Consider the following 20082-nt stretch of genomic DNA (forward strand, 5'->3'; position numbering starts at 1 on the left):
CCCGTCGTGCCTGCTCACAGGCCGGAACCACGCTTGTTTCCCGCCATTATCAAGCCCGAAACACGCTTTCCGATGTGACTTACGCGACGATGAACGGGCCGGGCCTGACCTTCACGGTCAGGGAGGCGTAGCCTTTATTCCCGCTGTCCATCACCTTGTGAAGCGGAAGAGGGCGGTTGCCGCCGTGTCGCCACAGTCCCCCAGTAACGCATCGAGCATCTCCACCGACGCCGACCAAGCGGGCAAGAACCCCGCTGCCGCGTTCGGTGCCAACGAGTGGCTCGTCGACGAGATCTATCAGCAGTACCTCCAGGACCCGAATTCGGTAGACCGCGCCTGGTGGGACTTCTTCGCCGATTACAAGCCGGGGGCGGCCAACGCCTCGGCTCCGGCGGGTACCGCGGCCGCGGGGGCCGCGGAGACCACCACCACGGCTCAGACGCCGGCCGCGCCCGCGGTTCCGGCCGCTCCCGCCGCCCCGGCCGCTCAGGCCCCGGCCCCGGCCCCGGCGGCCCCGAAGCCCGCCGCCGCTCCGGCCCCGGCCGCTCCGGCCGCCAAGGCCGCCGCTCCGGCTCCGGCCCCGGCGAAGCCCGCCGCCGCCCAGCCGAAGGCCGCTCCGGCCACCGAGGCCCCCGCGGGCCCCGAGCTGGTCACGCTGCGCGGCCCGGCCGCCGCGGTCGCGAAGAACATGAACGCCTCGCTGGAGCTGCCGACCGCCACCTCGGTCCGCGCGGTGCCGGTGAAGCTGCTCTTCGACAACCGCATCGTCATCAACAACCACCTGAAGCGGGCCCGGGGCGGGAAGATCTCCTTCACCCACCTCATCGGCTTCGCGATGGTGCAGGCCATCAAGGCCATGCCGTCGATGAACTGGTCGTACGGGGAGAAGGACGGCAAGCCGACCCTCATCAAGCCCCCGCACGTCAACCTCGGCCTCGCCATCGACCTGGTCAAGCCGAACGGCGACCGGCAGCTGGTCGTCGCGGCGATCAAGAAGGCCGAGACGCTGAACTTCTTCGAGTTCTGGCAGGCCTACGAGGACATCGTCCGCCGCGCCCGTGACGGCAAGCTGACGATGGACGACTTCACCGGGGTCACGGTCTCCCTGACCAACCCCGGCGGCCTCGGCACCGTCCACTCCGTGCCGCGCCTGATGCCCGGCCAGTCGGTGATCATGGGCGTCGGCTCCATGGACTACCCGGCGGAGTTCCAGGGCACCTCCCAGGACACCCTGAACAAGCTCGGCATCTCGAAGGTCATGACGCTCACGTCGACCTACGACCACCGGGTCATCCAGGGCGCCGCGTCCGGCGAGTTCCTGCGCCAGGTCGCGAACCTCCTGCTCGGCGAGAACAACTTCTACGACGAGATCTTCGAGGCGCTGCGCATCCCCTACGAGCCGGTCCGCTGGCTCAAGGACATCGACGCCTCGCACGACGACGACGTCACCAAGGCCGCCCGCGTCTTCGAGCTGATCCACTCCTACCGGGTCCGCGGCCACGTCATGGCCGACACCGACCCGCTGGAGTACCGCCAGCGCAAGCACCCGGACCTCGACATCGTCGAGCACGGGCTGACGCTGTGGGACCTGGAGCGCGAGTTCGCCGTCGGCGGCTTCGCCGGCAAGTCGATGATGAAGCTCCGCGACATCCTCGGCGTGCTCCGCGACTCGTACTGCCGCACCACCGGCATCGAGTTCATGCACATCCAGGACCCCAAGCAGCGCAAGTGGATCCAGGACCGCGTGGAGCGCCCGCACGCCAAGCCGGAGCGCGAGGAGCAGCTGCGCATCCTGCGCCGGCTGAACGCGGCTGAGGCCTTCGAGACCTTCCTGCAGACGAAGTACGTCGGCCAGAAGCGCTTCTCCCTGGAGGGCGGCGAGTCCGTCATCCCGCTGCTGGACGCGGTGCTGGACTCGGCCGCCGAGTCCCGCCTGGACGAGGTCGTCATCGGCATGGCCCACCGCGGCCGCCTGAACGTCCTCGCCAACATCGTCGGCAAGTCGTACGCCCAGATCTTCCGCGAGTTCGAGGGCAACCTCGACCCGAAGTCGATGCACGGCTCCGGCGACGTGAAGTACCACCTGGGCGCCGAGGGCACCTTCACGGGCCTGGACGGCGAGCAGATCAAGGTCTCCCTGGTCGCGAACCCGTCGCACCTGGAGGCGGTGGACCCCGTCCTGGAGGGCGTCGCCCGCGCCAAGCAGGACATCATCAACAAGGGCGGCACGGACTTCACCGTCCTGCCGGTGGCGATCCACGGCGACGCGGCCTTCGCGGGCCAGGGCGTGGTGGCCGAGACCCTGAACATGTCGCAGCTGCGCGGCTACCGCACCGGCGGCACGGTCCACATCGTCATCAACAACCAGGTCGGCTTCACGGCCGCGCCCGAGTCGTCTCGCTCGTCGATGTACGCCACGGACGTGGCCCGCATGATCGAGGCCCCGATCTTCCACGTGAACGGCGACGACCCGGAGGCCGTGGTCCGCGTCGCGCGTCTGGCCTTCGAGTTCCGCCAGGCGTTCAACAAGGACGTGGTGATCGACCTCATCTGCTACCGCCGCCGCGGTCACAACGAGTCGGACAACCCGGCCTTCACCCAGCCGCTGATGTACGACCTGATCGACAAGAAGCGCTCGGTGCGCAAGCTCTACACCGAGTCCCTGATCGGTCGCGGCGACATCACCCTGGAAGAGGCCGAGCAGGCGCTCCAGGACTACCAGGGCCAGCTGGAGAAGGTCTTCACCGAGGTCCGCGAGGCCACCTCGCAGCCGGCGGCGGTGGCCGTCCCCGACGCGCAGGCCGAGTTCCCGGTCGCCGTCGGCACCGCGGTCACCTCCGAGGTCGTCAAGCGGATCGCCGAGTCGCAGGTCAACATCCCCGACCACATCACCGTCCACCCGCGTCTGCTGCCGCAGCTGCAGCGCCGGGCGACGATGGTCGAGGACGGCACCATCGACTGGGGCATGGGCGAGACCCTCGCGTTCGGCTCGCTGCTCCTGGAGGGCGTGCCGGTCCGCCTGGCGGGCCAGGACTCCCAGCGCGGCACCTTCGGCCAGCGCCACGCGGTCATCATCGACCGCGAGACGGGCGAGGAGTACACGCCGCTGCAGTACCTCTCCGAGGACCAGGCGCGGCTGAACGTCTACAACTCCCTGCTGTCCGAGTACGCGGCGATGGGCTTCGAGTACGGCTACTCGCTGGCCCGCCCCGACGCGCTCGTGCTGTGGGAGGCCCAGTTCGGCGACTTCGTCAACGGCGCCCAGACGGTCGTGGACGAGTTCATCTCGTCGGCCGAGCAGAAGTGGGCCCAGACGTCCGGCGTCGTCCTGCTCCTCCCGCACGGCTACGAGGGCCAGGGCCCGGACCACTCGTCCGCCCGCCCGGAGCGGTTCCTCCAGCTGTGCGCGCAGAACAACATGACGGTCGCCATGCCGACCTCGCCGTCGAACTACTTCCACCTCCTGCGGTGGCAGGTGCACAACCCGCACCACAAGCCGCTGGTCGTCTTCACGCCGAAGTCGATGCTGCGCCTCAAGGCCGCCGCGTCGAAGGCGGAGGAGTTCACCACGGGCCAGTTCCGCCCGGTCATCGGCGACGGCTCGGTGGACCCGGCGGCCGTGAAGAAGGTCGTCTTCTGCGCGGGCAAGGTCTACTACGACCTGGAAGCCGAGCGGGTCAAGCGCGGCGTGACGGACACCGCGATCATCCGTATCGAGCGGCTGTACCCGCTGCCGGGTGCCGAGCTCCAGGCGGAGATCAAGAAGTACCCGAACGCCGAGAAGTACCTGTGGGCCCAGGAGGAGCCGGCGAACCAGGGTGCGTGGCCGTTCATCGCGCTCAACCTGATCGACCACCTGGACCTGGCGGTCGGCGCCGACGTCCCGCACGGCGAGCGCCTGCGCCGCATCTCGCGTCCGCACTCCTCGTCCCCGGCCGTCGGTTCCGCGAAGCGGCACCAGGCCGAGCAGGAGCAGCTGGTGCGTGAGGTGTTCGAGGCGTGAGCCCGAGCCACTGACAACACCGGTTCGGTGTGAGGGCCCGGTCCCCTTCGGGGGCCGGGCCCTTCGTCATGCGGTCGGGGGGTCGTAGTAGACGGTGAGGTGCTTCATCGAGTCGCGCAGTCGGCTGCCGAAGACCGGGCGGATCCGCAGGCCCCGCAGGCGGGCGAGCAGTTCGGGAACGCTGCCCGACCTGACGAGTTCGCTCTCCACCTCGTCATAGGCGGCCACACAGTCGCGGTGCTGCTCCGCGCGGCTCCACAGGATCAGCGGATAGCCGAGGGCGCGCGCCCGGTCGGGCACGGTGGTCGGGCGCGGGTGGCCGCTGTGCCGACACAGGAGCGGGACGGCGTTCGCTGGGGTGTCCAGCAACGCCTGGAAGTCGGCTTCAAAGGGGGCCGTCCCTCGGTCGGCGTGCGGTCTGAGCGCGGTCAGCGGTCCGCGCCGCAGCGCGGCCAGGCGCCGCACGTCGGCCCTGCTCCTCTGGAGCCCGCGGATGAACACGTTGCACTCGGCGCGCAGCGGGAGGTGCGGGGTCCAGTCATCGACCGCGACGGACCACAGCAGCCACTCGGGCAGCCGGAACTCCACCGTGGGCCGGCGCCTGCTGGTGTCGGCCTGCCCCAGCGCGGTCCGCAGACTGTCCTCCAACAGCACCGGCGAGATGTCCCCGGCGCCGTGCATCCGGCCGGTCGCCTCGTGGAGGCGTCTGCCGCCCTGGACAGCACTCAGGCTCCACTCGGGTCCCTGGGAGATCTTCACAGTGATGTGGCACCCGGTGGCACCGCCGAGCACCCTCTGCCGCTCCTTCTCGGGTAGCTCGTCCACCTCCCGGTCGATCCACTGCTGCAACGCGAAGTGACCCTGCGTCTCCCGCCGCGCAGCGAGATCGTCCCGGACCCGCCCGACGTAGCGCACGACGGCGTCCTCCGACTCCAGCGCGTACAGGTGCCCGGCCCCGTCGCGCCAGCTGCGCAGCGGGTGGGGCGGGTCCGGCAGCTTCCCGTCCGGGTCGATGAGCCGCTGCACGATCCCCGGCTCCCACGGGGGCTCCAGCCGGGCCAGCCGGGCGTACAGGTCCAGCCGCTGGGGCGACGGAGGTCTCGGGTCGTACGACGACATCCGGGCGAGGCCGTCGTGCGCGCGCATGATGCCGTGCCACAGCTCCGGGCCCTCGTCGTCCTCCTCGCACAGGGACCGCAGCGCCTCGATGCGCACCGCCTCGTCCGGTGCCGTGACGACGCCGATGACGGAGCCGTCGCGCAGGCTCAGCACCGGAGCGCCGATGCTCTCGGGACGCAGCCGAGCACCCTGGAGCGGCAGAGCGAGCAGCCCCGGCTGCCCTGCCGTACGGGACGGCGTGATGGTCGCCGGGAGTCGCGGACGCTCCGGGGCCGTGTACACGGTGACGTCCTCGGGACGGGTGTCGGGCCGGTCGGTGAGCCACACACAGGGATACTCCGTGTCTCCCGGCACGTCGAACAGCGCCAGCCGACCGACCACGCGCTTCGGGAGCAGGGCGTACGTCTCGCCGTCCGCCGTCGTCGCGGTGACCCCGTCCTGCCCCGCCACGCGTGCCGAGGTCAGCACGACATCCGGGGTCAGGAAGAAGCCGGTGCGGGTGGTGCCGTCCGCGGCCCGCACCCGGAGCAGGGCCCGGTGGACGGACTCCTCGCCCTCCGGGGCCGGTGTGTCCAGCCGTACGACGTCGAACGTCCCCGGCCACCGCTCCCGCACCGAGGTGATCAGTATGTGGCCGCCTTCCGGGAGGTAGACCCCGGCCTCGGCGTCGTCCCAGTCGGCGAAGACCAGCAGCCACTTGACGGCCGTGTCGCGCAGGACCTGGGACAGTTCGGCCAGGCGGCTGTCCAGGCCGCCCCTCGCGGGCAGGCCGAACTCGACGCCGAGCCGCGCCAGTTCCTCGCGGCGGTGCTCGGGTCCGGCGTCGCCGATCCACCAGACGATGTCGTACTCGGCCCCGTGGCGGCGCACGTACTCCGCCGCGAGGGCCGCCTTGTCCTCGGAAGACGGTCCGGTCACCACGCACGCCGCGTCGAGGCGCTCCGGCGCCAGGCTCTCGCGCACCCTGCGCAGCGCGTCGTCGGGTACCACCGTGCCGGGATCGACGCTGGGCACGCCGTGCCGCAGGCGCAGTTGCGGACCCGGGAAGTGCCCCGTCGAACCGGCCTGGGTCTCGATGCCGAACCGGGCCAGCAGCCGCCGCCCTGCGTCGGCCGCGGTCGTGTCCCACAGCCGGGTGACGGAGTCGAGCCCGGCCGCCCACCCCGTCGGCGTCACCATGAACGGGAACAGCCGGTCCGCGTGCCGTTCGACGAGGGCGCGCAGCCGACCGCTCTCCGCGTGACCGGTGTGCCAGCGCCCGATCAGCAGGGCCACGCGCAGTCCGGGGCGGTCGGCGAGCCGCTGCGCGACCACGTCCGGCAGTGCCGGGGGGCCGCCGAGCACCTGGCGCAGCGACACCTCCTGGCCCGCCGCGGCCAGGACCGCCGCCGCCCATGTCGCCCACTCCTGGTCCTCCTCGACGTACACGATGTCGAGGCGTTCCCGGCGTGGCTGCGGGGCGGATGCCGCGAACCGGTCCAGCACCAGCGCGGACACCTCGGCGAACGCCTCGGGCACGGTGTCGCCGGCCTCGCCCTCCGGCAGGGCGGTCGGCCGCCCGGTCAGCCGGTTCAGCGCCAGGGCCGGGAAGTTGCGGGCCCGGCGCCCGAAGTGGCGGTCGACGTAGTCGCCGCTGTGTTTGAGCACCAGGAGGGCGTCGCCGGGCGGCAGCAGGCGCAGCAGTTCCTCCCGTACGCCGGGCCGGAACTCGTACCACCCGTCCTGCGCGCCGCGCTCCAGGAGCCCGCTCAGCAGCACCTCGGCCAGCACGGTCGGGCCGGACTCGGGTTGCATGGCGCGCTGGACGAGCTGCATCACCGGGAGCAGGAGGGGGACGGCGGAGAAGGTGACGGCCAGCTGGACGGCCTGGCGGGAGGCGGTGCGGCGGAAGGCGCGGACCAGGGCGTCGGCGTCGGGGGTGGGGCGCGCCGCGCGGGGCGGGGCGGCGGGGTGGTCGGCGTGCACCCAGGACGCGGGCGCGGGCAGCGCCAGCCCGGTGCTGCCGGCCAGCAGCCGGGCCCAGGTGCCGAGCGCGGTGCGGGTGGGCGCCAGCACGGGCACGGGCAGCGCGCCCGGCGGCAGTTCGCCGTCCAGCGGGGTGAACTCCAGCCGGGCGCCGAGTCCTTCGCGGCGCCGGAGGGTGCCGGGCAGGGCGGGCAGGTGGGTGCGCCGCCACATGCGCTGGGGCAACGGCTGTACGACGGCGACGGGCGCCGCCTGGCCCCAGTGGTGCAGGAGCCGCTGCATCCGGCCCGACCGCCACAGGGGTCCGGCGCAGTCGCTGAGCACGAGGGTCAGCTGCCGCCCGGTCGGATCGCGCAGCTGCTCGGCGGCGCGCACCGACCGGCCGCCGTCGCGTGCGGTGGTGGCCACCAGGTGCCCGTCGGCGTCCTCGCGGACGTAGTGCACCGCCACTTCCCGGAACGCGCCGAGGCCCGCGCAGATCTGGCGCAGCTCCTCCAGCGCCGTGTCCCACACCCCGGTGGAGGTCGACACGTCCATGAGCAGCCGCAGCCGGGCCTCGCGGCGGTCGGCGGCGCGCAGTACGGGCAGCAGCAGCCGGGTCTCGGCGGCCTGTTCGGCGGTGGCCTGTTCGTCGAGGTGGACGGCGGCGGCGCGGACGGGCGGGCGGTAGTGCTGGAGGGGGCGCAGGGCCCGCTGGAGATCCAGGGGCTGGGGCAGCGCGGTGGCCATGGGCACGCGGACCCGGACGGGGCCCGCGGTGTCGCCGGGCGCGTCGGGCCCGGGCCGGTCGGCCGGCCCAGGCCGCTCGGCGTGCAGCAGGGTGCGGGCGTCCGGTGCGTCGGGGGTGTGGGACACGGGTGCGCTGTCCTGTGCGTGCGGGGCGGGCTCCGGGTCCGTGGCGGACGGGTCGGTGGCGGGCCGGTCGGCGGTGGGCGGCGCGACCGGTGCCGGGTCGGGGCGTACGGCCGCCGGGGCCACGTAGCGGGCGAGCCACAGGGCCTCGGCGAGCTCACGCGCGGACGGCTCGGCGCCGAGCGCGCGCAGTCGCTCGGCCAGTTCCCCCAGCCGCCCGTCCGGTGTGGTCATGCGCGGCGTCCGCTCCCCTGCTCGCCGTGGTCGAGGGGCCGCATCAGCAGGTCGGCGAGGCGGTCCCGGTCGCCGCCGCCCTGCCGCGCGGCCTCCTGGGTGAGGTAGATGGCGTTCAGGAGCTGGTCGGCGGCGCGCAGCGCGCCCGGCGCCGAGCCGAGGAAGGAGCGGACGAGGTCGTCGTTGCGCCGCGCGTCGGCGGCGCCGAAGTGGGCGCCGACCATGGCGCCGAGCCGGGCCCGGCCCCACGCGTCGTCGCGCGGCGAGGGCAGGTCCAGGTGCAGACAGCGGCGCAGCAGCGGGGCGGGGAAGTCGCGTTCGCCGTTGCTGGTCATCACCACGACCGGGAAGGCGCGGCAGCGGACCCGGCCGCCGCGCACCGGGGCGTGCTCGTCGTCGTCGGTGAGCACCCGCACCTCCTCCTGCCGGTCGGCGACGCGCTGGAGTTCGGGGATGCGGAACTCGCCCTCCTCCAGCGCGTTCAGCAGGTCGTTGGGCAGGTCGATGTCGCTCTTGTCGAGTTCGTCGACGAGCAGGACACGGGGGCGGTCGTACGGCAGCAGGGCGGTGCCGAGCGGGCCGAGCCGCAGGTAGGCGCCGATGTCCTTGCGGGTCTCGCCGCCCAGCTCGGCCATCTGCGTGTCCTGGAGCCGGGCGATGGCGTCGTAGGTGTAGAGGCCGTCGCGCAGGGTCGTACGGCTGACGATCGGCCACTGCAGGACGCGGCCGAGGCCGAGTTCGTGGGCGATGGCGTGGGCGAGCGTGGACTTGCCGGAGCCGGGGTCGCCGGTCACCAGCAGCGGGCGGCGCAGATAGAGCGCGGCGTTGATCAGCTCCAGCTCTTCCGGCCGCCACGCGATGCCGTGTTCGCCGTACCCGCCCAGCCGGCGCACCGACTCGGTGCCGAGCGGCGGCACCGCGTCGATCACGGGACCGCCGTCGAAGTCGCGCCAGGGCGGCGGGGGCGGCAGCCTGGTGATCCCGTCGTGCGGTTCACCGGTGCCCCGGTAGATGTGCCAGTCCGTCTCGGGGGTCTCGGTCACGGGGACTCCAGCAGGTCGTCGCAGAGCGGGATGGGGCGTCGCGGGTCGTCGTAAAGCAGCGCGAGGTCCTCCGCCCAGTACGCGTCCGCGTGGGACTGGCTGACCCGCTCGCGCAGGGCGCGCAGCCGCTCCGGCAGGGCGGTCGCGCTGCTGGTGGAGGCGAGCAGTTCGGCGGCCTTGTCGTGGAGCCGCTCGCAGTCCGGCCCGCAGCCGTGGGTGTGCTCGGCCTTCTGGTTCCACAGGATGACGCCGTATCCGGCGCTGATCGCCCGCGTCAGGGGGCCGGTGCTCTCGGCGGGCGGCCGGCACAGCACCGGCACGGCGCCGGGCGGCGCCTCGGCGAGGGTCTGTGCGGCGACGGCCTCCGAGGGCACCGGCAGCGCCTTGGGTGTGCCCTCGGCGACCCCGCGCCAGCGCTCGCGCCAGACGTCGGTGGGTTCACCGCGGCGTTTGAGGCAGCGCAGCACGACCTGTCGGTGCACGCCGAACGGCCGCTCGGCGGGGTGCGGTTTGAGGCTGCGTACGACGGGGCCGGGCCGCCACAGGTGGACGTCCACGCCGAAGTGCTCGACCGGCACGGCGAGTTCGAGCCGGGCCCGCCGCGCGGTGTCGAGCAGGCCGAAGGTGCGGGTCAGCGGCTCGTTCAGGACGTACGGCAGGTCGGCGAGGGAGGCGCCTTCGCCGTCGGTGTCCTGGTCCACGGCACGCGCGGTGTCGTGGGCGCCGGTCCAGGTCCAGATGCGCCAGTGGAAGCGGTCGTGCGGGCGGAAGAGGTCGGGCTCCAGCTCGACGGCGACGACGGGGCCCTCGTCGTGCTCGTCATGGCCGTGCTCGTCGCTGCCGTCCGCGCCGTCGTCGTCCGGGGTGTGGCCGCTGCCGGATCCTGTCTCGAATCCGCTGCCCGTGGCGTCGGTCGCCACCGTGGGCGGGGCCCAGGGCGCGGGGGCCGAGGCCGCCACGCTCATCAGCAGGGCACGCAGGTGGTCGGGGAGCTGCCCGGCCCGCTCCTCGACCCATCGCTCCAGGCGGGCCGCCGCCTCCGGAGCGCGGTCGGCGCAGGCGTGGGCGACCACGCGCAGATAGTGCAGCGAGACGACGTCGGCGCCCTCCGCGTGCTCGTAGAGCCACCCCTGGCCGTCGCGCCAGTCGTGCGGGGCGCGTTCGTCCTCCCACAGCGGCTCGTCGCCCAGCACCCGCTCGATCAGCGCCTGCAACTCCGCCGGCGAGCCCGGCCGGGGCAGGGCGGCGAGCAGCGCGCCGGCCTCCGCGCTGTCGCGGGGCGTCCACCGGCGGGCGCCCGACCCGTACAGCTCCTGCTGCGCCTTCACCCAGGCCTGGCCGCCGCGTACCCGCTGGTGCCAGATGTCGTGGGCGCGGATCAGCGCGGCGTAGGGGTCGGCGCCGAGGGAGGACTCGTCGCCCACCGGCATCGCGCGCCGGAAGCCGCGCAGGGCGGTGATCGCGACGGCCAGGCCGCCGTCCTTGTCCTTGCGCCGGGCCTTGACGACGCCCGCCACCACACCGCGTTCCCGGTCGAGCAGCGGCCCGCCGGAGGCGCCGTGCGGGATCTCCACCAGCGGCGCGAGGGTGAGACCGTGCGCGCCGTCCTTGCCGTTGCACTCGGTCTGTCCGCTCCACCGCTGGGGTACGGCGCCCCCAGGGGAGCGCCAGCCGTGGGCGGTGACGGCGAGCGGGGGGTCGTAGCGGTCGGTGAGGCGCACGCAGACGTGGTCCACCGCGTCGGTGACCCGGAGCAGTGCGAGGTCCTGTTCCGGATCGGTGCCGCCGAGCCAGTACGCCGTCCGTGCCCGCGCGTCCAGGCCGCCGTGCCCCTGGACGCGGAGGGTCGTGCGCCGCGGGCCGCGGGCCTCCGGCGGCAGGACGTGCGCGCAGGTGAGCACCCAGCCGGGCGCGACGAAGAAACCGCTGCCCCACAGCGTGTCCGGTTCGCCCTCCGGGCCTATCCGTACGGTGGCACGGACGATCAGCGCGTCGAGCCTGGCCGTCATGCCGTCGGCGTGCCCTGCCTGCCGACGGCGGTGGCGGTGGCGGTGGCGGTTCCTGCGGTGGCGGTTCCGGTGGAGGTGGACGCGTCGGCAGCCGTGGCGGTCCCGTCGGCGGACGACCGGGCGCCGTCGCCGTGCCAGGTGAGCGTGATGGACAGGGCCGCCTTGGCCTCTCCGTCGGCGAGCAGGGCGACGGCCTTGCCGGGCTTCACGGCGAGTTCGACGCCGAAGGTGGCGCTGACCTCGTCGGGCCGGACGGTACGCGCCGCCTGGAGCACGGCCGAGCCGACGCCCCGGACCAGCTCGTTGAGCTGGTCGATGCGGGCGGCCATGTGGTCCAGGGCGCCGACGTCCTCGTAGGAGAACTCGTCGGGCGCGCCGGGCACCTCGTCCGGTTCGAGAACGCTCACGCGCGCGAGGACGGTTCCGCCGCCGGGCAGCTCGATCTCCTGAATTCTGCGGTGGTCCATGGCGTCCCCCGTGACTGTAGGTGCGCATATTGTGCACGCACCGGCATGCACGGGGGTCCGGATCCGGCCAGGGCAGGTCACGCGCGCGCTGCGCATAACCTGGTGGGGTAGACCCCGAGGCCACAGGCCCAGCCCCAGGAGAACACCCGTGTACTTCACCGACCGAGGCATCGAAGAGCTGGAGAAGCGGCGCGGCGAGGAGGAGGTCACCTTCGAGTGGCTCGCCGAGCAGCTGCGGACGTTCGTCGATCTGAACCCCGACTTCGAGGTGCCGGTCGAGCGGCTGGCGACGTGGCTGGCGCGGCTGGACGACGAGGACGACGAGTAGGACGACGACCAGGTCGTCGGTACGGCCGGGATTCCGGGTACGGCCGGGATTCCGGTACGGACGGATTTCCGGTACGGACGGTGAGCGGGGCGCCTTAGGGTGCCCCGTTTTCGTTTGCCCGGCTTCGTTCCCCCCGCGCTGCCGCGTCAGTCGCGCGGGTGGGTCAGCTCGTACGCCAGGCCGAGGGTGCCGTGGGCCAGCAGGAGGGCGCCCGCGACCAGCCAGCCGGCGCTACGGCGCCGCAGGCCCCACGCGGTGAGCGGCAGACCGGCGGCGATCTGGGCGAGGGCCAGGCCGCGGGCCCTGGGGTCGCCGTACGGAGGCAGATACGACCCGAGGCGACTGTGCTCGACGACGGCCGGCTCCGCGCGGACGGCCTCCCGCAGGCCCGGCCACTCGATGTGCCGGACGTCGGGGCGGGCCCGGGCGGCCTCGGTCAGACGGCCGGCGGGTTCGCCGGGGGCGAGACCGGCGGGCAGGGCCACGCCCACGCGGGTGAGGACCGCGAGCAGACCGCGCATCCGGGCGCGGGCGTCGGCCTCGGCGTCGGGCCGCGTCAGCTGGTCGAGGGACTGCACGTCGAGGACCGGGTCGAGGCCCAGCCGGGCGGCGAAGGTGCGCATGGCCTCGTCCTCCCCGGCGGGGGTGCCGGCCGTGAGCCAGATGTAGCCGACGGGGCGGCGGAAGCCGGAGGCGAGCGTGTAGCCCGCGCGGTCGGCGTCCCACCACAGGGCGAGAACCGGCCAGGGAGCGCTGACGGCGAGAGCGGCGGCCCACCCGGTGGCGACCCGGTCGACCGGCTCGCCGCCGTCCCGCCACGGCGTGCCCTCCGGCACGAGCACGCTCCACTGCGCCCCGGCGCCGGTGAGCAGCATGGGCTCGCGCAGCAGCCGGGCGGTGGAGGCGACGGAGTCGGGGTCCGCACGGCAGAGCAGCAGGGCGCCCGGGGAGTCGTCCTTCGACATGCCTCACACGCTAGGCCACTTTGTCTGGTTTGTGAGCTTGGTGATCGCCAGAACGAGTCTCTTGACTTCTCCCAGCCGCGATATATCGTGAATTACGTGAGACGCGATATGGCGCGTCGATGGGGAGCTGTGCGTTCGAGGAGGTCTGCACCATGTCCGAGTGGTCCGTCGCGGAGCCGAGCAAGCTCACCATCGACGAGCCCGTGCGCGAGCTGCACGTCCAGGTCGTCAACGGAACGGTGAACGTGGTGGGCACGGACGAGGGTTCCGCCCGCCTGGAGATCTCCGAGATCGAGGGCCCACCCGTGTTGGTGACCCAGCAGGGCGGCAGGCTGACGGTGACCTACGAGGATCTCCCCTGGAAGGACGTCCGGAAGTGGCTCGACCGGAAGGAGTGGCGGCGCAGTGCCGTCGTCTCCCTGGCCGTCCCCGCGGGCACGCACGTCCAGGTGGGCACGATCGGCGCCGCCACGGTGGTCTCCGGCATCGAGGGCCATGTGGAGGTGAAGGGTGTCTCCGGGGACACCACGCTGGTCGGGCTCGCCGGACCGGTCCGCGCGGACCTCGTCTCGGGCAACCTGGAGGCACAGGCCCTCACCGGCGATCTGCGCTTCAACTCCGCTTCCGGGGACCTGACCGTCGTCGAGGCGGGCTCCTCCGTGAAGGCCGACTCGGTCAGCGGCTCGATGATCGTCGACCTCGACCCGGCGGGCCGCCCGACCGACATCAGCCTCACCAGCGTCTCCGGTGAGATCGCCATCCGCCTGCCGCAGCCGGCGGACGCGAAGGTGGAGGCGAACACCGCCAGCGGCACCGTCTCCAACGCCTTCGAGGACCTCCGGGTCAGCGGCCAGTGGGGCGCCAAGCGCATCACCGGCCGCCTCGGCGCGGGCAACGGCAGCCTGAAGGCGACGACCGTCTCGGGCTCGATCGCCCTCCTGCGCCGGCCGCAGGAGGAGGGGGAGCCGTGGACACGGGAGGGCTCGGGGGAGAATGCCGCTGCCGGTCCGGGCGAGGGCTCGTCCCCGACCAGCGCCCCGGCCGACGGCACGACCGACAAGAAGGTGCTCTGACATGCCCCCCGTCTTCGCCCACGGCCGCCTCCGCCTCTATCTGCTGAAACTGCTCGACGAGGCCCCGCGCCACGGCTACGAGGTGATCCGCCTCCTGGAGGAACGCTTCCAGGGGCTGTACGCGCCGTCGGCGGGCACCGTGTATCCGCGCCTGGCCAAGCTGGAGAGCGAGGGCCTGGTCACCCACACCACCGAGGGCGGCCGCAAGGTGTACGCCATCACGGACGCGGGCCGCGCCGAACTGGCCGACCGCAGCGGAGAGCTGGCCGACCTGGAGCTGGAGATCCGGGAGTCGGTCGCCGAGCTGGCCGCGGAGATCCGGGCCGATGTGCGGGGCGCGGCCGGTGATCTGCGGCGCGAGATGAGGGCCGCCGCGGCGAGCCAGGCCCGGGAGGGCACCGGCGCCGCCGAGGAGCCTGTGGACAAGGAGGCCTGGCGCGCGGCCAAGGAGGAGATGCGGCGCGTCAAGCAGGAGTGGAAGGAGCAGGCCCGCCGCGCCAAGGACGAGAGCCGCCGGGCCCGCGAGGAGGCCCAGCGCGCCCGGCGCCAGGCGAAGGAGGCGCAGGAGCGCGCCCGGACGCAGGCCCAGGAGGAGGTGCAGCGCATCGCGCGACGGGTCCAGGAGCAGGTCCAGGACCACTTCGCGCGCGGCGACTGGCCGACGGGGCTGCGTGAAGGACTGACCGAACTGGCCAAGGAGTTCGGCGAGTTCGGAAAGGACTTCGGCAAGGAGTTCGGCAAGGACATGGGCTTCGGCCGCGGCCAGGCGACCAAGGCCGGGCCGGAGCCCGAGTATGCGGCCACCCCCGAGGACTTCCCGGCCGACTACGAACCGTCCTGGGCCCATGAGCCGCCGACCGGCGACCCCGCCCGCGACCTGGACCGCCTTCTGGACCGCTTCCGCGACGACATCCGGGACGCGGCCCGCGACCACGGCGTCACACCGGACCAACTCCGCGACGCCCGCGGTCACTTGTCCATGGCGGCGGCGCACATCGGTGCGTTGCTGCGGGCGCCGAAGCCGAAGGTGTAGGGAGGCCGGGCGGCAACCCCGCGAGGGGCCCGCCTCAGGCCACCTCAGGCCACCTCAGTCCCCCTCAGCCCGCCTTCGCCTCTCCCCCGCCGTCCAGCACCCGGGTCACCGACTCGTAGGACACGCCATGGTCCGCCAGGACCTCCGCGGCGACGCCCGGGAGCGTCGTCAGGGCGAGGAGGAGGTGCTGGTCGCCGATGGCACGGTCGCGGCGGGCCAGGGTGATGCGGAGGGACTTCTCCAGCACCTCCTTCGCGTCCCGGCCGAAGGAGGGGCGGCCCGAGCCCCACCACGCCTTGTCCTTCGGGGACCCGGCCATCGCGCCGACGCCGTGCACCTCCTCCACCCGGGCCACGATCTCCGCCACGTCGATCCCCAGTCCGGCCAGCGCCTCGGTCTCGGCCTGGGACAGCCCGGCGCGGCGCCGCGCCTCGGCCAGCGCCCGGGTCATCGACTCCCGGCGCCCGGCCCCCAGCGCCGCCAGCACGAAGGAGTCCCGGCTCGCCTCCCGGTCGAGCAGCGCCAGCAGCAGATGCCCGGCGTCGACGGTCCGCGCCCGCTCGCGCTCGGCGTGGACGACAGCCCCCTTCACCACCTCACAGGCGTCCTTGGTGAACCGCTCGAACATCATCGCCTCCCGTACTTCTTGTGCACGGCCTGCCTGCTCACTCCGAGTTCCGCGGCGATCTCCTGCCACGACCAGCCCTGATTGCGCGCACTGCGCACCTGCACGGCCTCCAACTGCTCCAGCAGCCTGCGCAGGGCGGCGACGGCCCGCAGTCCGACCCGGGGGTCGCGGTCGCCCGCGCGCTCGGCGAGATCCGTTGCTTCGGTCATGATGTCAACCTAAGTTGACACATCCCCGGATGTCAACCCTGATTGACATCCCGTCCACGAAAACGGCCGGCCCGGAAGAACCGGACCGGCCGAAACGCGCGGCGGCACTCAGGAGTTGCGGTACTGAGGAGCCGTGGTGCTCAGGAGTTGGTGAGCACGATCTTGCCGAACTGCTCCCCCGCCGCCAGCCGCTCGAAGCCCTCCCGCGCCCGGTCCAGCGGCAGCACCTCGTCGATCACCGGCCGTACGCCCGTGGCCGCGCAGAACGACAGCAGGTCCTCCAGCTCGTCCTTGGTGCCCATGGTCGACCCGACCACCTTCAGCTCCAGGAAGAAGATCCGCGTCAGTTCGGCGTGCGACGGCCGGTCGCCGCTGGTGGCACCGGAGATGACCAGCGTGCCGCCGGGCCGCAGCGACTTCACCGAGTGCGACCAGGTCGCGGCGCCCACCGTCTCGATCACGGCGTCCACCCGCTGCGGCAGTCGCGCCCCCGGCTCCAGCGCCTCCACGGCCCCGAGTTCCAGCGCCCGCTTCCGCTTGGCCTCGTCCCGGCTGGTCGCGAAGACCCGCAGCCCGGCCGCCTTGCCGAGCACGATCGCGGCGGTGGCGACGCCGCCGCCCGCACCCTGCACGAGCACCGAGTCACCGGGGCGCACCCCGGCGTTGGTGAAGAGCATCCGATACGCCGTCAGCCAGGCGGTCGGCAGACAGGCGGCCTCCTCGAAGGACAGCTCCTTGGGCTTCGGCAGGATGTTCCAGGTCGGCACGGCGACCTGCTCGGCGAAGGTGCCCTGGTAGCGCTCGGTGAGGATGGAGCGCGGTTCCTTCGGGCCGACGCCGTGGCCGGTCTGGCCGATGACGGAGTGCAGGACGACCTCGTTGCCGTCCTCGTCGACGCCGGCGGCGTCACAGCCGAGGATCATCGGGAGCCGGTCCTCGGGGAGGCCGACCCCGCGAAGGGACCAGAGGTCGTGATGGTTGAGGGAGGCGGCCCTGACGTTGACGACACTCCAGCCGGGCCGGGCCTCGGGGGCGGGACGCTCCCCCAACTCCAGGCCGCTGAGCGGCTGGTCGGGGTCGATTCGGGCGGCGTAGACAGCGAACATGGGGGCGACGATAGGCGTACGTCCGGGCCGACGGAACCGCGCCACCCTGTGAGACATACCCTCTTGCACGCCGGGCGACCGCACGCCCCGAACGGGGCGCGGGGACCTGCGCGACCAGCCACAGACCACCCGCGGTCGCGCACCGCGGGCCCCACCTCCCCGCTCGCGATCACCTACGGCGGGCCCCACCTCCCCACCCAAGGCGCCCCCACTCGAACAGCCCAACCCCACGAAAAAAATGACCCCGCCCAAAAAGGACGGGGCCATTCGGCTGAACTCAGCGCCTCGACGCGTCCGGCGTCACCGCCGAGCCACACCCTCCGCCCGAGCCGCCGCGGCCACCGCCGCCGTCACGGCCGGCGCGACCCGCTCGTCGAACGGCGAGGGAATGACGTAGTCGGGAGCGAGGTCGTCGCCGACCACCGCGGCCAGCGCCTCCGCCGCCGCGATCTTCATCCCCTCGGTGATCCGGGAGGCCCGCACCTGGAGCGCCCCGGCGAAGATCCCGGGGAACGCCAGCACGTTGTTGATCTGGTTCGGGAAGTCGGACCGGCCCGTGGCGACGACCGCCGCGTACTTGTGCGCGACGTCGGGGTGCACCTCGGGGTTCGGGTTGGCCATGGCGAACACGAACGCGCCCTCGGCCATGGAGGCGACGGCCTCCTCCGGCACCGTACCGCCGGAGACGCCGATGAAGACGTCCGCACCGGCGAGGGCCTGCTCCAGCGAACCGCTCAGCCCGGCCTTGTTGGTGATCTCCGCCAGCTCGCGCTTGACCGCGGTCAGGTCCTCACGGTCCCGGGAGACGACACCCTTGCGGTCGGTGACCGCGACGTCCCCGATGCCGGCCTCGATCAGCATCTTGGCGATCGCGACACCGGCCGCGCCGGCGCCCGAGATGACCGCCCGCAGATCGCCGAGCTCACGCCCGGAGAGCTTCGCCGCGTTCCGCAGCGCCGCGAGGGTCACGACCGCCGTGCCGTGCTGGTCGTCGTGGAAGACCGGGATGTCGAGCCGCTCCTGGAGCCGGCGCTCGATCTCGAAGCACCGGGGTGCCGAGATGTCCTCCAGGTTCACACCGCCGAAGGACGGGGCGAGCCGCACCACGGTCTCGACGATCTCGTCGACGTCGGTACAGGCCAGCGCGATCGGCACGGCGTCGACGCCGCCGAACTGCTTGAAGAGGATCGCCTTGCCTTCCATGACAGGAAGGGAGGCTTCGGGTCCGATGTCGCCGAGCCCGAGCACGGCCGTACCGTCCGTCACGACGGCCACGACCGACGACTTCCAGGTGTAGTCGTGCACGAGGTCCGGCTGCTCGGCGATCGCGGTGCACACCTTCGCGACGCCGGGCGTGTACGCCAGGGACAGGTCGTCCTTGTCACGGACCGGCACGGTGGCCTGCACGGCCATCTTGCCGCCGCGGTGCAGCGCGAACGCCGGATCGAAGGAATCGAGGGGCTCCGCACCGCCCTCCTGATCCGTATTCGTCTCGCTGCGAGGATTGACGATCTCCGCTGCCACTTCGTTTTACCCCTTAAGTGTTCATGGTTTGAGGGTGGGTCCACTCCTGGTGAGGGGTGGGCGGGCACCGCGTATGACCCAGTGAGTGATGCGTACGGGCACATACGCGACGGGCGCGCCGCACACGCGCCCTGCCCCGGATGAGGGGTGTAAAGAACCTTCTTACCGGACGAAGGGCGTCGCCGACGAGTCCATAACGCGAAGGTCACATGCCGGTGACATGACTCATAGATGAATATGGGGACAAGGGCTCGACAAACCCTTGACAAGCGATCGACAACCGGCAAATGCCAGGTTTCGAACATCCACATCGTGAGACACGCCGAAGATCTTCCGGCTGGAAGGAGGGATTCCCGCAGAAGGTGCGGTCGTGTTGTCCGGAGTGATGCGGTTCGGGGGTCACCCGTTATCCGATTTTGACATAGCGGGCCGCCTGAATGGCTCAGTCCGAATGGCAAGATGCCGTAATCACACGAGGTCGCGACACCCGAAGGTGTGTGTTCTCGTCGACCCATCGGCAACTCCACCCATCCGCCGGAGGAACCCAAAATGACCGCAAGCTCCACCCGTCGTCCGACCGCCGCGCGTTCCCGGCTAGCCGCGGTCGGTGCGATCGCGGTCGCAGGCGCCGTGCTGCTCACCGGCTGCGGCGACCAGACGGAGAACGGCGGCGGCTCGGGCAGCACGGACACCGCGACGAAGACCGTGGAGGCCCCGCTGGCCGACCGGCTGCCCAAGGAGATCCGCGACAAGGGCGTCATCAAGGTCGGTTCGGACATCGCGTACGCGCCCGTCGAGTTCAAGGACGACTCCGGCAAGACGATCGGTATCGACCCGGACATCGCCGCCGCCATGGGCAAGCAGCTCGGCGTCGAGTTCCAGTTCGAGAACGGCACCTTCGACACCCTGATCACCGGTCTGCGCTCGGGTCGCTACGACATCGCCATGTCCGCGATGACCGACACCAAGGACCGCCAGGAGGGCATCGACTCCGACACCGGCAAGAAGGTCGGCGAGGGCGTCGACTTCGTCGACTACTTCACCGCCGGTGTCTCGATCTACACCAAGAAGGGCGACGACCAGGGCATCAAGACCTGGTCCGACCTGTGCGGCAAGAAGATCGTGGTGCAGCGCGGCACGGTCTCCGAGGACCTGGCCAAGGCCGAGTCGAAGAAGTGCCCGAAGGGCAAGAAGATCACCATCGAGGCCTTCGACAACGACCAGCAGGCCCAGACCCGCCTGCGCGGCGGCGGCGCGGACGCCGGCTCCTCCGACTTCCCGGTCGCCGCGTACGCCGTGAAGACCTCCGGCGGCGGCAAGGACTTCCAGCTGGTCGGCGAGCAGGTCGAGGCGGCGCCGTACGGCATCGCGGTCGCCAAGGACGACGCCCAGCTGCGGGACGCCCTGAAGGCAGCGCTGGACGCGATCATCGCCAACGGCGAGTACGACAAGATCCTCGACAAGTGGGGCGTCGCCGAAGGCGCCGTCGAGGAAGCCACCATCAACGGCGGCAAGTGACCGCGT

Annotated in this window: 14 protein-coding genes; 5 read left to right on the forward strand and 9 right to left on the reverse strand. The window is 72.3% G+C overall.

Features of this window, described 5'->3' with window-relative positions; translation table 11 throughout:
* Positions 1-184 precede the first annotated feature (184 nt).
* Positions 185-4003: a multifunctional oxoglutarate decarboxylase/oxoglutarate dehydrogenase thiamine pyrophosphate-binding subunit/dihydrolipoyllysine-residue succinyltransferase subunit gene (locus tag ACZ42A_RS32700; RefSeq protein ID WP_468530927.1), complete on the forward strand. Its 3819-nt coding sequence runs from the start codon at positions 185-187 to the stop codon at positions 4001-4003.
* Between the two features lie 66 nt (positions 4004-4069).
* Here ACZ42A_RS32700 and ACZ42A_RS32705 read toward each other — a convergent pair whose 3' ends face one another.
* Genes ACZ42A_RS32705 through ACZ42A_RS32720 form a run of 4 tightly spaced genes read right to left on the reverse strand, consistent with a single transcriptional unit; the run spans position 4070 to position 11692 of the window.
* Entirely contained in the window at positions 4070-8173 is a 4104-nt protein-coding gene (locus ACZ42A_RS32705) for an SAV_2336 N-terminal domain-related protein (RefSeq protein ID WP_468530928.1), read from the reverse strand.
* Positions 8170-9216, reverse strand: coding sequence for an AAA family ATPase (locus tag ACZ42A_RS32710; RefSeq protein WP_468530929.1), 1047 nt, complete (start codon positions 9214-9216; stop codon positions 8170-8172). Before ACZ42A_RS32710 ends, ACZ42A_RS32705 begins: the two co-directional genes overlap by 4 nt.
* Positions 9213-11225 carry a VMAP-C domain-containing protein gene (locus tag ACZ42A_RS32715; protein WP_468530930.1) on the reverse strand — a complete coding sequence of 671 codons (2013 nt, stop codon included), beginning with the start codon at positions 11223-11225 and terminating at the stop codon, positions 9213-9215. Before ACZ42A_RS32715 ends, ACZ42A_RS32710 begins: the two co-directional genes overlap by 4 nt.
* Entirely contained in the window at positions 11222-11692 is a 471-nt protein-coding gene (locus tag ACZ42A_RS32720; RefSeq protein WP_468530931.1) for a CU044_2847 family protein, read from the reverse strand. Before ACZ42A_RS32720 ends, ACZ42A_RS32715 begins: the two co-directional genes overlap by 4 nt.
* A gap of 148 nt (positions 11693-11840) precedes the next feature.
* Here ACZ42A_RS32720 and ACZ42A_RS32725 point away from each other — a divergent pair, with 148 nt between their 5' ends.
* Positions 11841-12020, forward strand: coding sequence for a DUF6104 family protein (locus ACZ42A_RS32725; RefSeq protein WP_003992906.1), 180 nt, complete (start codon positions 11841-11843; stop codon positions 12018-12020).
* A 146-nt stretch (positions 12021-12166) separates the two neighbouring features.
* Here ACZ42A_RS32725 and ACZ42A_RS32730 read toward each other — a convergent pair whose 3' ends face one another.
* On the reverse strand, positions 12167-12985 hold the full coding sequence (locus tag ACZ42A_RS32730; protein WP_468530932.1) for a hypothetical protein: 819 nt from the start codon (positions 12983-12985) through the stop codon (positions 12167-12169).
* A gap of 152 nt (positions 12986-13137) precedes the next feature.
* Here ACZ42A_RS32730 and ACZ42A_RS32735 point away from each other — a divergent pair, with 152 nt between their 5' ends.
* Both ACZ42A_RS32735 and ACZ42A_RS32740 read left to right on the forward strand, forming a co-directional pair.
* Positions 13138-14058 carry a DUF4097 family beta strand repeat-containing protein gene (locus ACZ42A_RS32735; RefSeq protein ID WP_468530933.1) on the forward strand — a complete coding sequence of 307 codons (921 nt, stop codon included), beginning with the start codon at positions 13138-13140 and terminating at the stop codon, positions 14056-14058.
* A gap of 1 nt (position 14059) precedes the next feature.
* Positions 14060-15091, forward strand: a complete 1032-nt coding sequence (locus ACZ42A_RS32740; RefSeq protein WP_468530934.1) for a PadR family transcriptional regulator — start codon at positions 14060-14062, stop codon at positions 15089-15091.
* Positions 15092-15155: 64 nt separating this feature from the next.
* Here ACZ42A_RS32740 and ACZ42A_RS32745 read toward each other — a convergent pair whose 3' ends face one another.
* The 4 genes from ACZ42A_RS32745 to ACZ42A_RS32760 form a co-directional block, all read right to left on the reverse strand.
* Positions 15156-15719: a Clp protease N-terminal domain-containing protein gene (locus ACZ42A_RS32745; RefSeq protein WP_468531018.1), complete on the reverse strand. Its 564-nt coding sequence runs from the start codon at positions 15717-15719 to the stop codon at positions 15156-15158.
* A complete protein-coding gene (locus ACZ42A_RS32750) occupies positions 15719-15928 on the reverse strand; it encodes a helix-turn-helix domain-containing protein (RefSeq protein WP_003997975.1) in 210 nt (69 codons plus the stop codon). Before ACZ42A_RS32750 ends, ACZ42A_RS32745 begins: the two co-directional genes overlap by 1 nt.
* Positions 15929-16068: 140 nt before the next feature.
* Entirely contained in the window at positions 16069-17034 is a 966-nt protein-coding gene (locus tag ACZ42A_RS32755) for a zinc-binding dehydrogenase (RefSeq protein WP_468530935.1), read from the reverse strand.
* 300 nt (positions 17035-17334) lie between these two features.
* On the reverse strand, positions 17335-18558 hold the full coding sequence (locus tag ACZ42A_RS32760; protein WP_468530936.1) for an NAD(P)-dependent malic enzyme: 1224 nt from the start codon (positions 18556-18558) through the stop codon (positions 17335-17337).
* A 549-nt stretch (positions 18559-19107) separates the two neighbouring features.
* On the opposite strand from ACZ42A_RS32760, the gene ACZ42A_RS32765 reads away from it, so the two are divergent.
* Entirely contained in the window at positions 19108-20076 is a 969-nt protein-coding gene (locus ACZ42A_RS32765) for an ABC transporter substrate-binding protein (RefSeq protein ID WP_468530937.1), read from the forward strand.
* Positions 20077-20082: the final 6 nt, after the last annotated feature.

The organism is Streptomyces sp. NPDC030838 (assembly GCF_055572035.1).

What these genes read in the sequence shown, in the direction of transcription:
- ACZ42A_RS32730 (WP_468530932.1), bottom strand. Translation starts at nt 12,985, where the DNA reads ATGTCGAAGGACGACTCCCCGGGCGCCCTGCTGCTCTGCCGTGCGGAC.
- ACZ42A_RS32745 (WP_468531018.1), bottom strand. Translation starts at nt 15,719, where the DNA reads ATGTTCGAGCGGTTCACCAAGGACGCCTGTGAGGTGGTGAAGGGGGCT.
- ACZ42A_RS32735 (WP_468530933.1), top strand. Translation starts at nt 13,138, where the DNA reads ATGTCCGAGTGGTCCGTCGCGGAGCCGAGCAAGCTCACCATCGACGAG.
- ACZ42A_RS32765 (WP_468530937.1), top strand. Translation starts at nt 19,108, where the DNA reads ATGACCGCAAGCTCCACCCGTCGTCCGACCGCCGCGCGTTCCCGGCTA.
- ACZ42A_RS32755 (WP_468530935.1), bottom strand. Translation starts at nt 17,034, where the DNA reads ATGTTCGCTGTCTACGCCGCCCGAATCGACCCCGACCAGCCGCTCAGC.
- ACZ42A_RS32705 (WP_468530928.1), bottom strand. Translation starts at nt 8,173, where the DNA reads ATGACCACACCGGACGGGCGGCTGGGGGAACTGGCCGAGCGACTGCGC.
- ACZ42A_RS32715 (WP_468530930.1), bottom strand. Translation starts at nt 11,225, where the DNA reads ATGACGGCCAGGCTCGACGCGCTGATCGTCCGTGCCACCGTACGGATA.
- ACZ42A_RS32740 (WP_468530934.1), top strand. Translation starts at nt 14,060, where the DNA reads ATGCCCCCCGTCTTCGCCCACGGCCGCCTCCGCCTCTATCTGCTGAAA.
- ACZ42A_RS32750 (WP_003997975.1), bottom strand. Translation starts at nt 15,928, where the DNA reads ATGACCGAAGCAACGGATCTCGCCGAGCGCGCGGGCGACCGCGACCCC.
- ACZ42A_RS32720 (WP_468530931.1), bottom strand. Translation starts at nt 11,692, where the DNA reads ATGGACCACCGCAGAATTCAGGAGATCGAGCTGCCCGGCGGCGGAACC.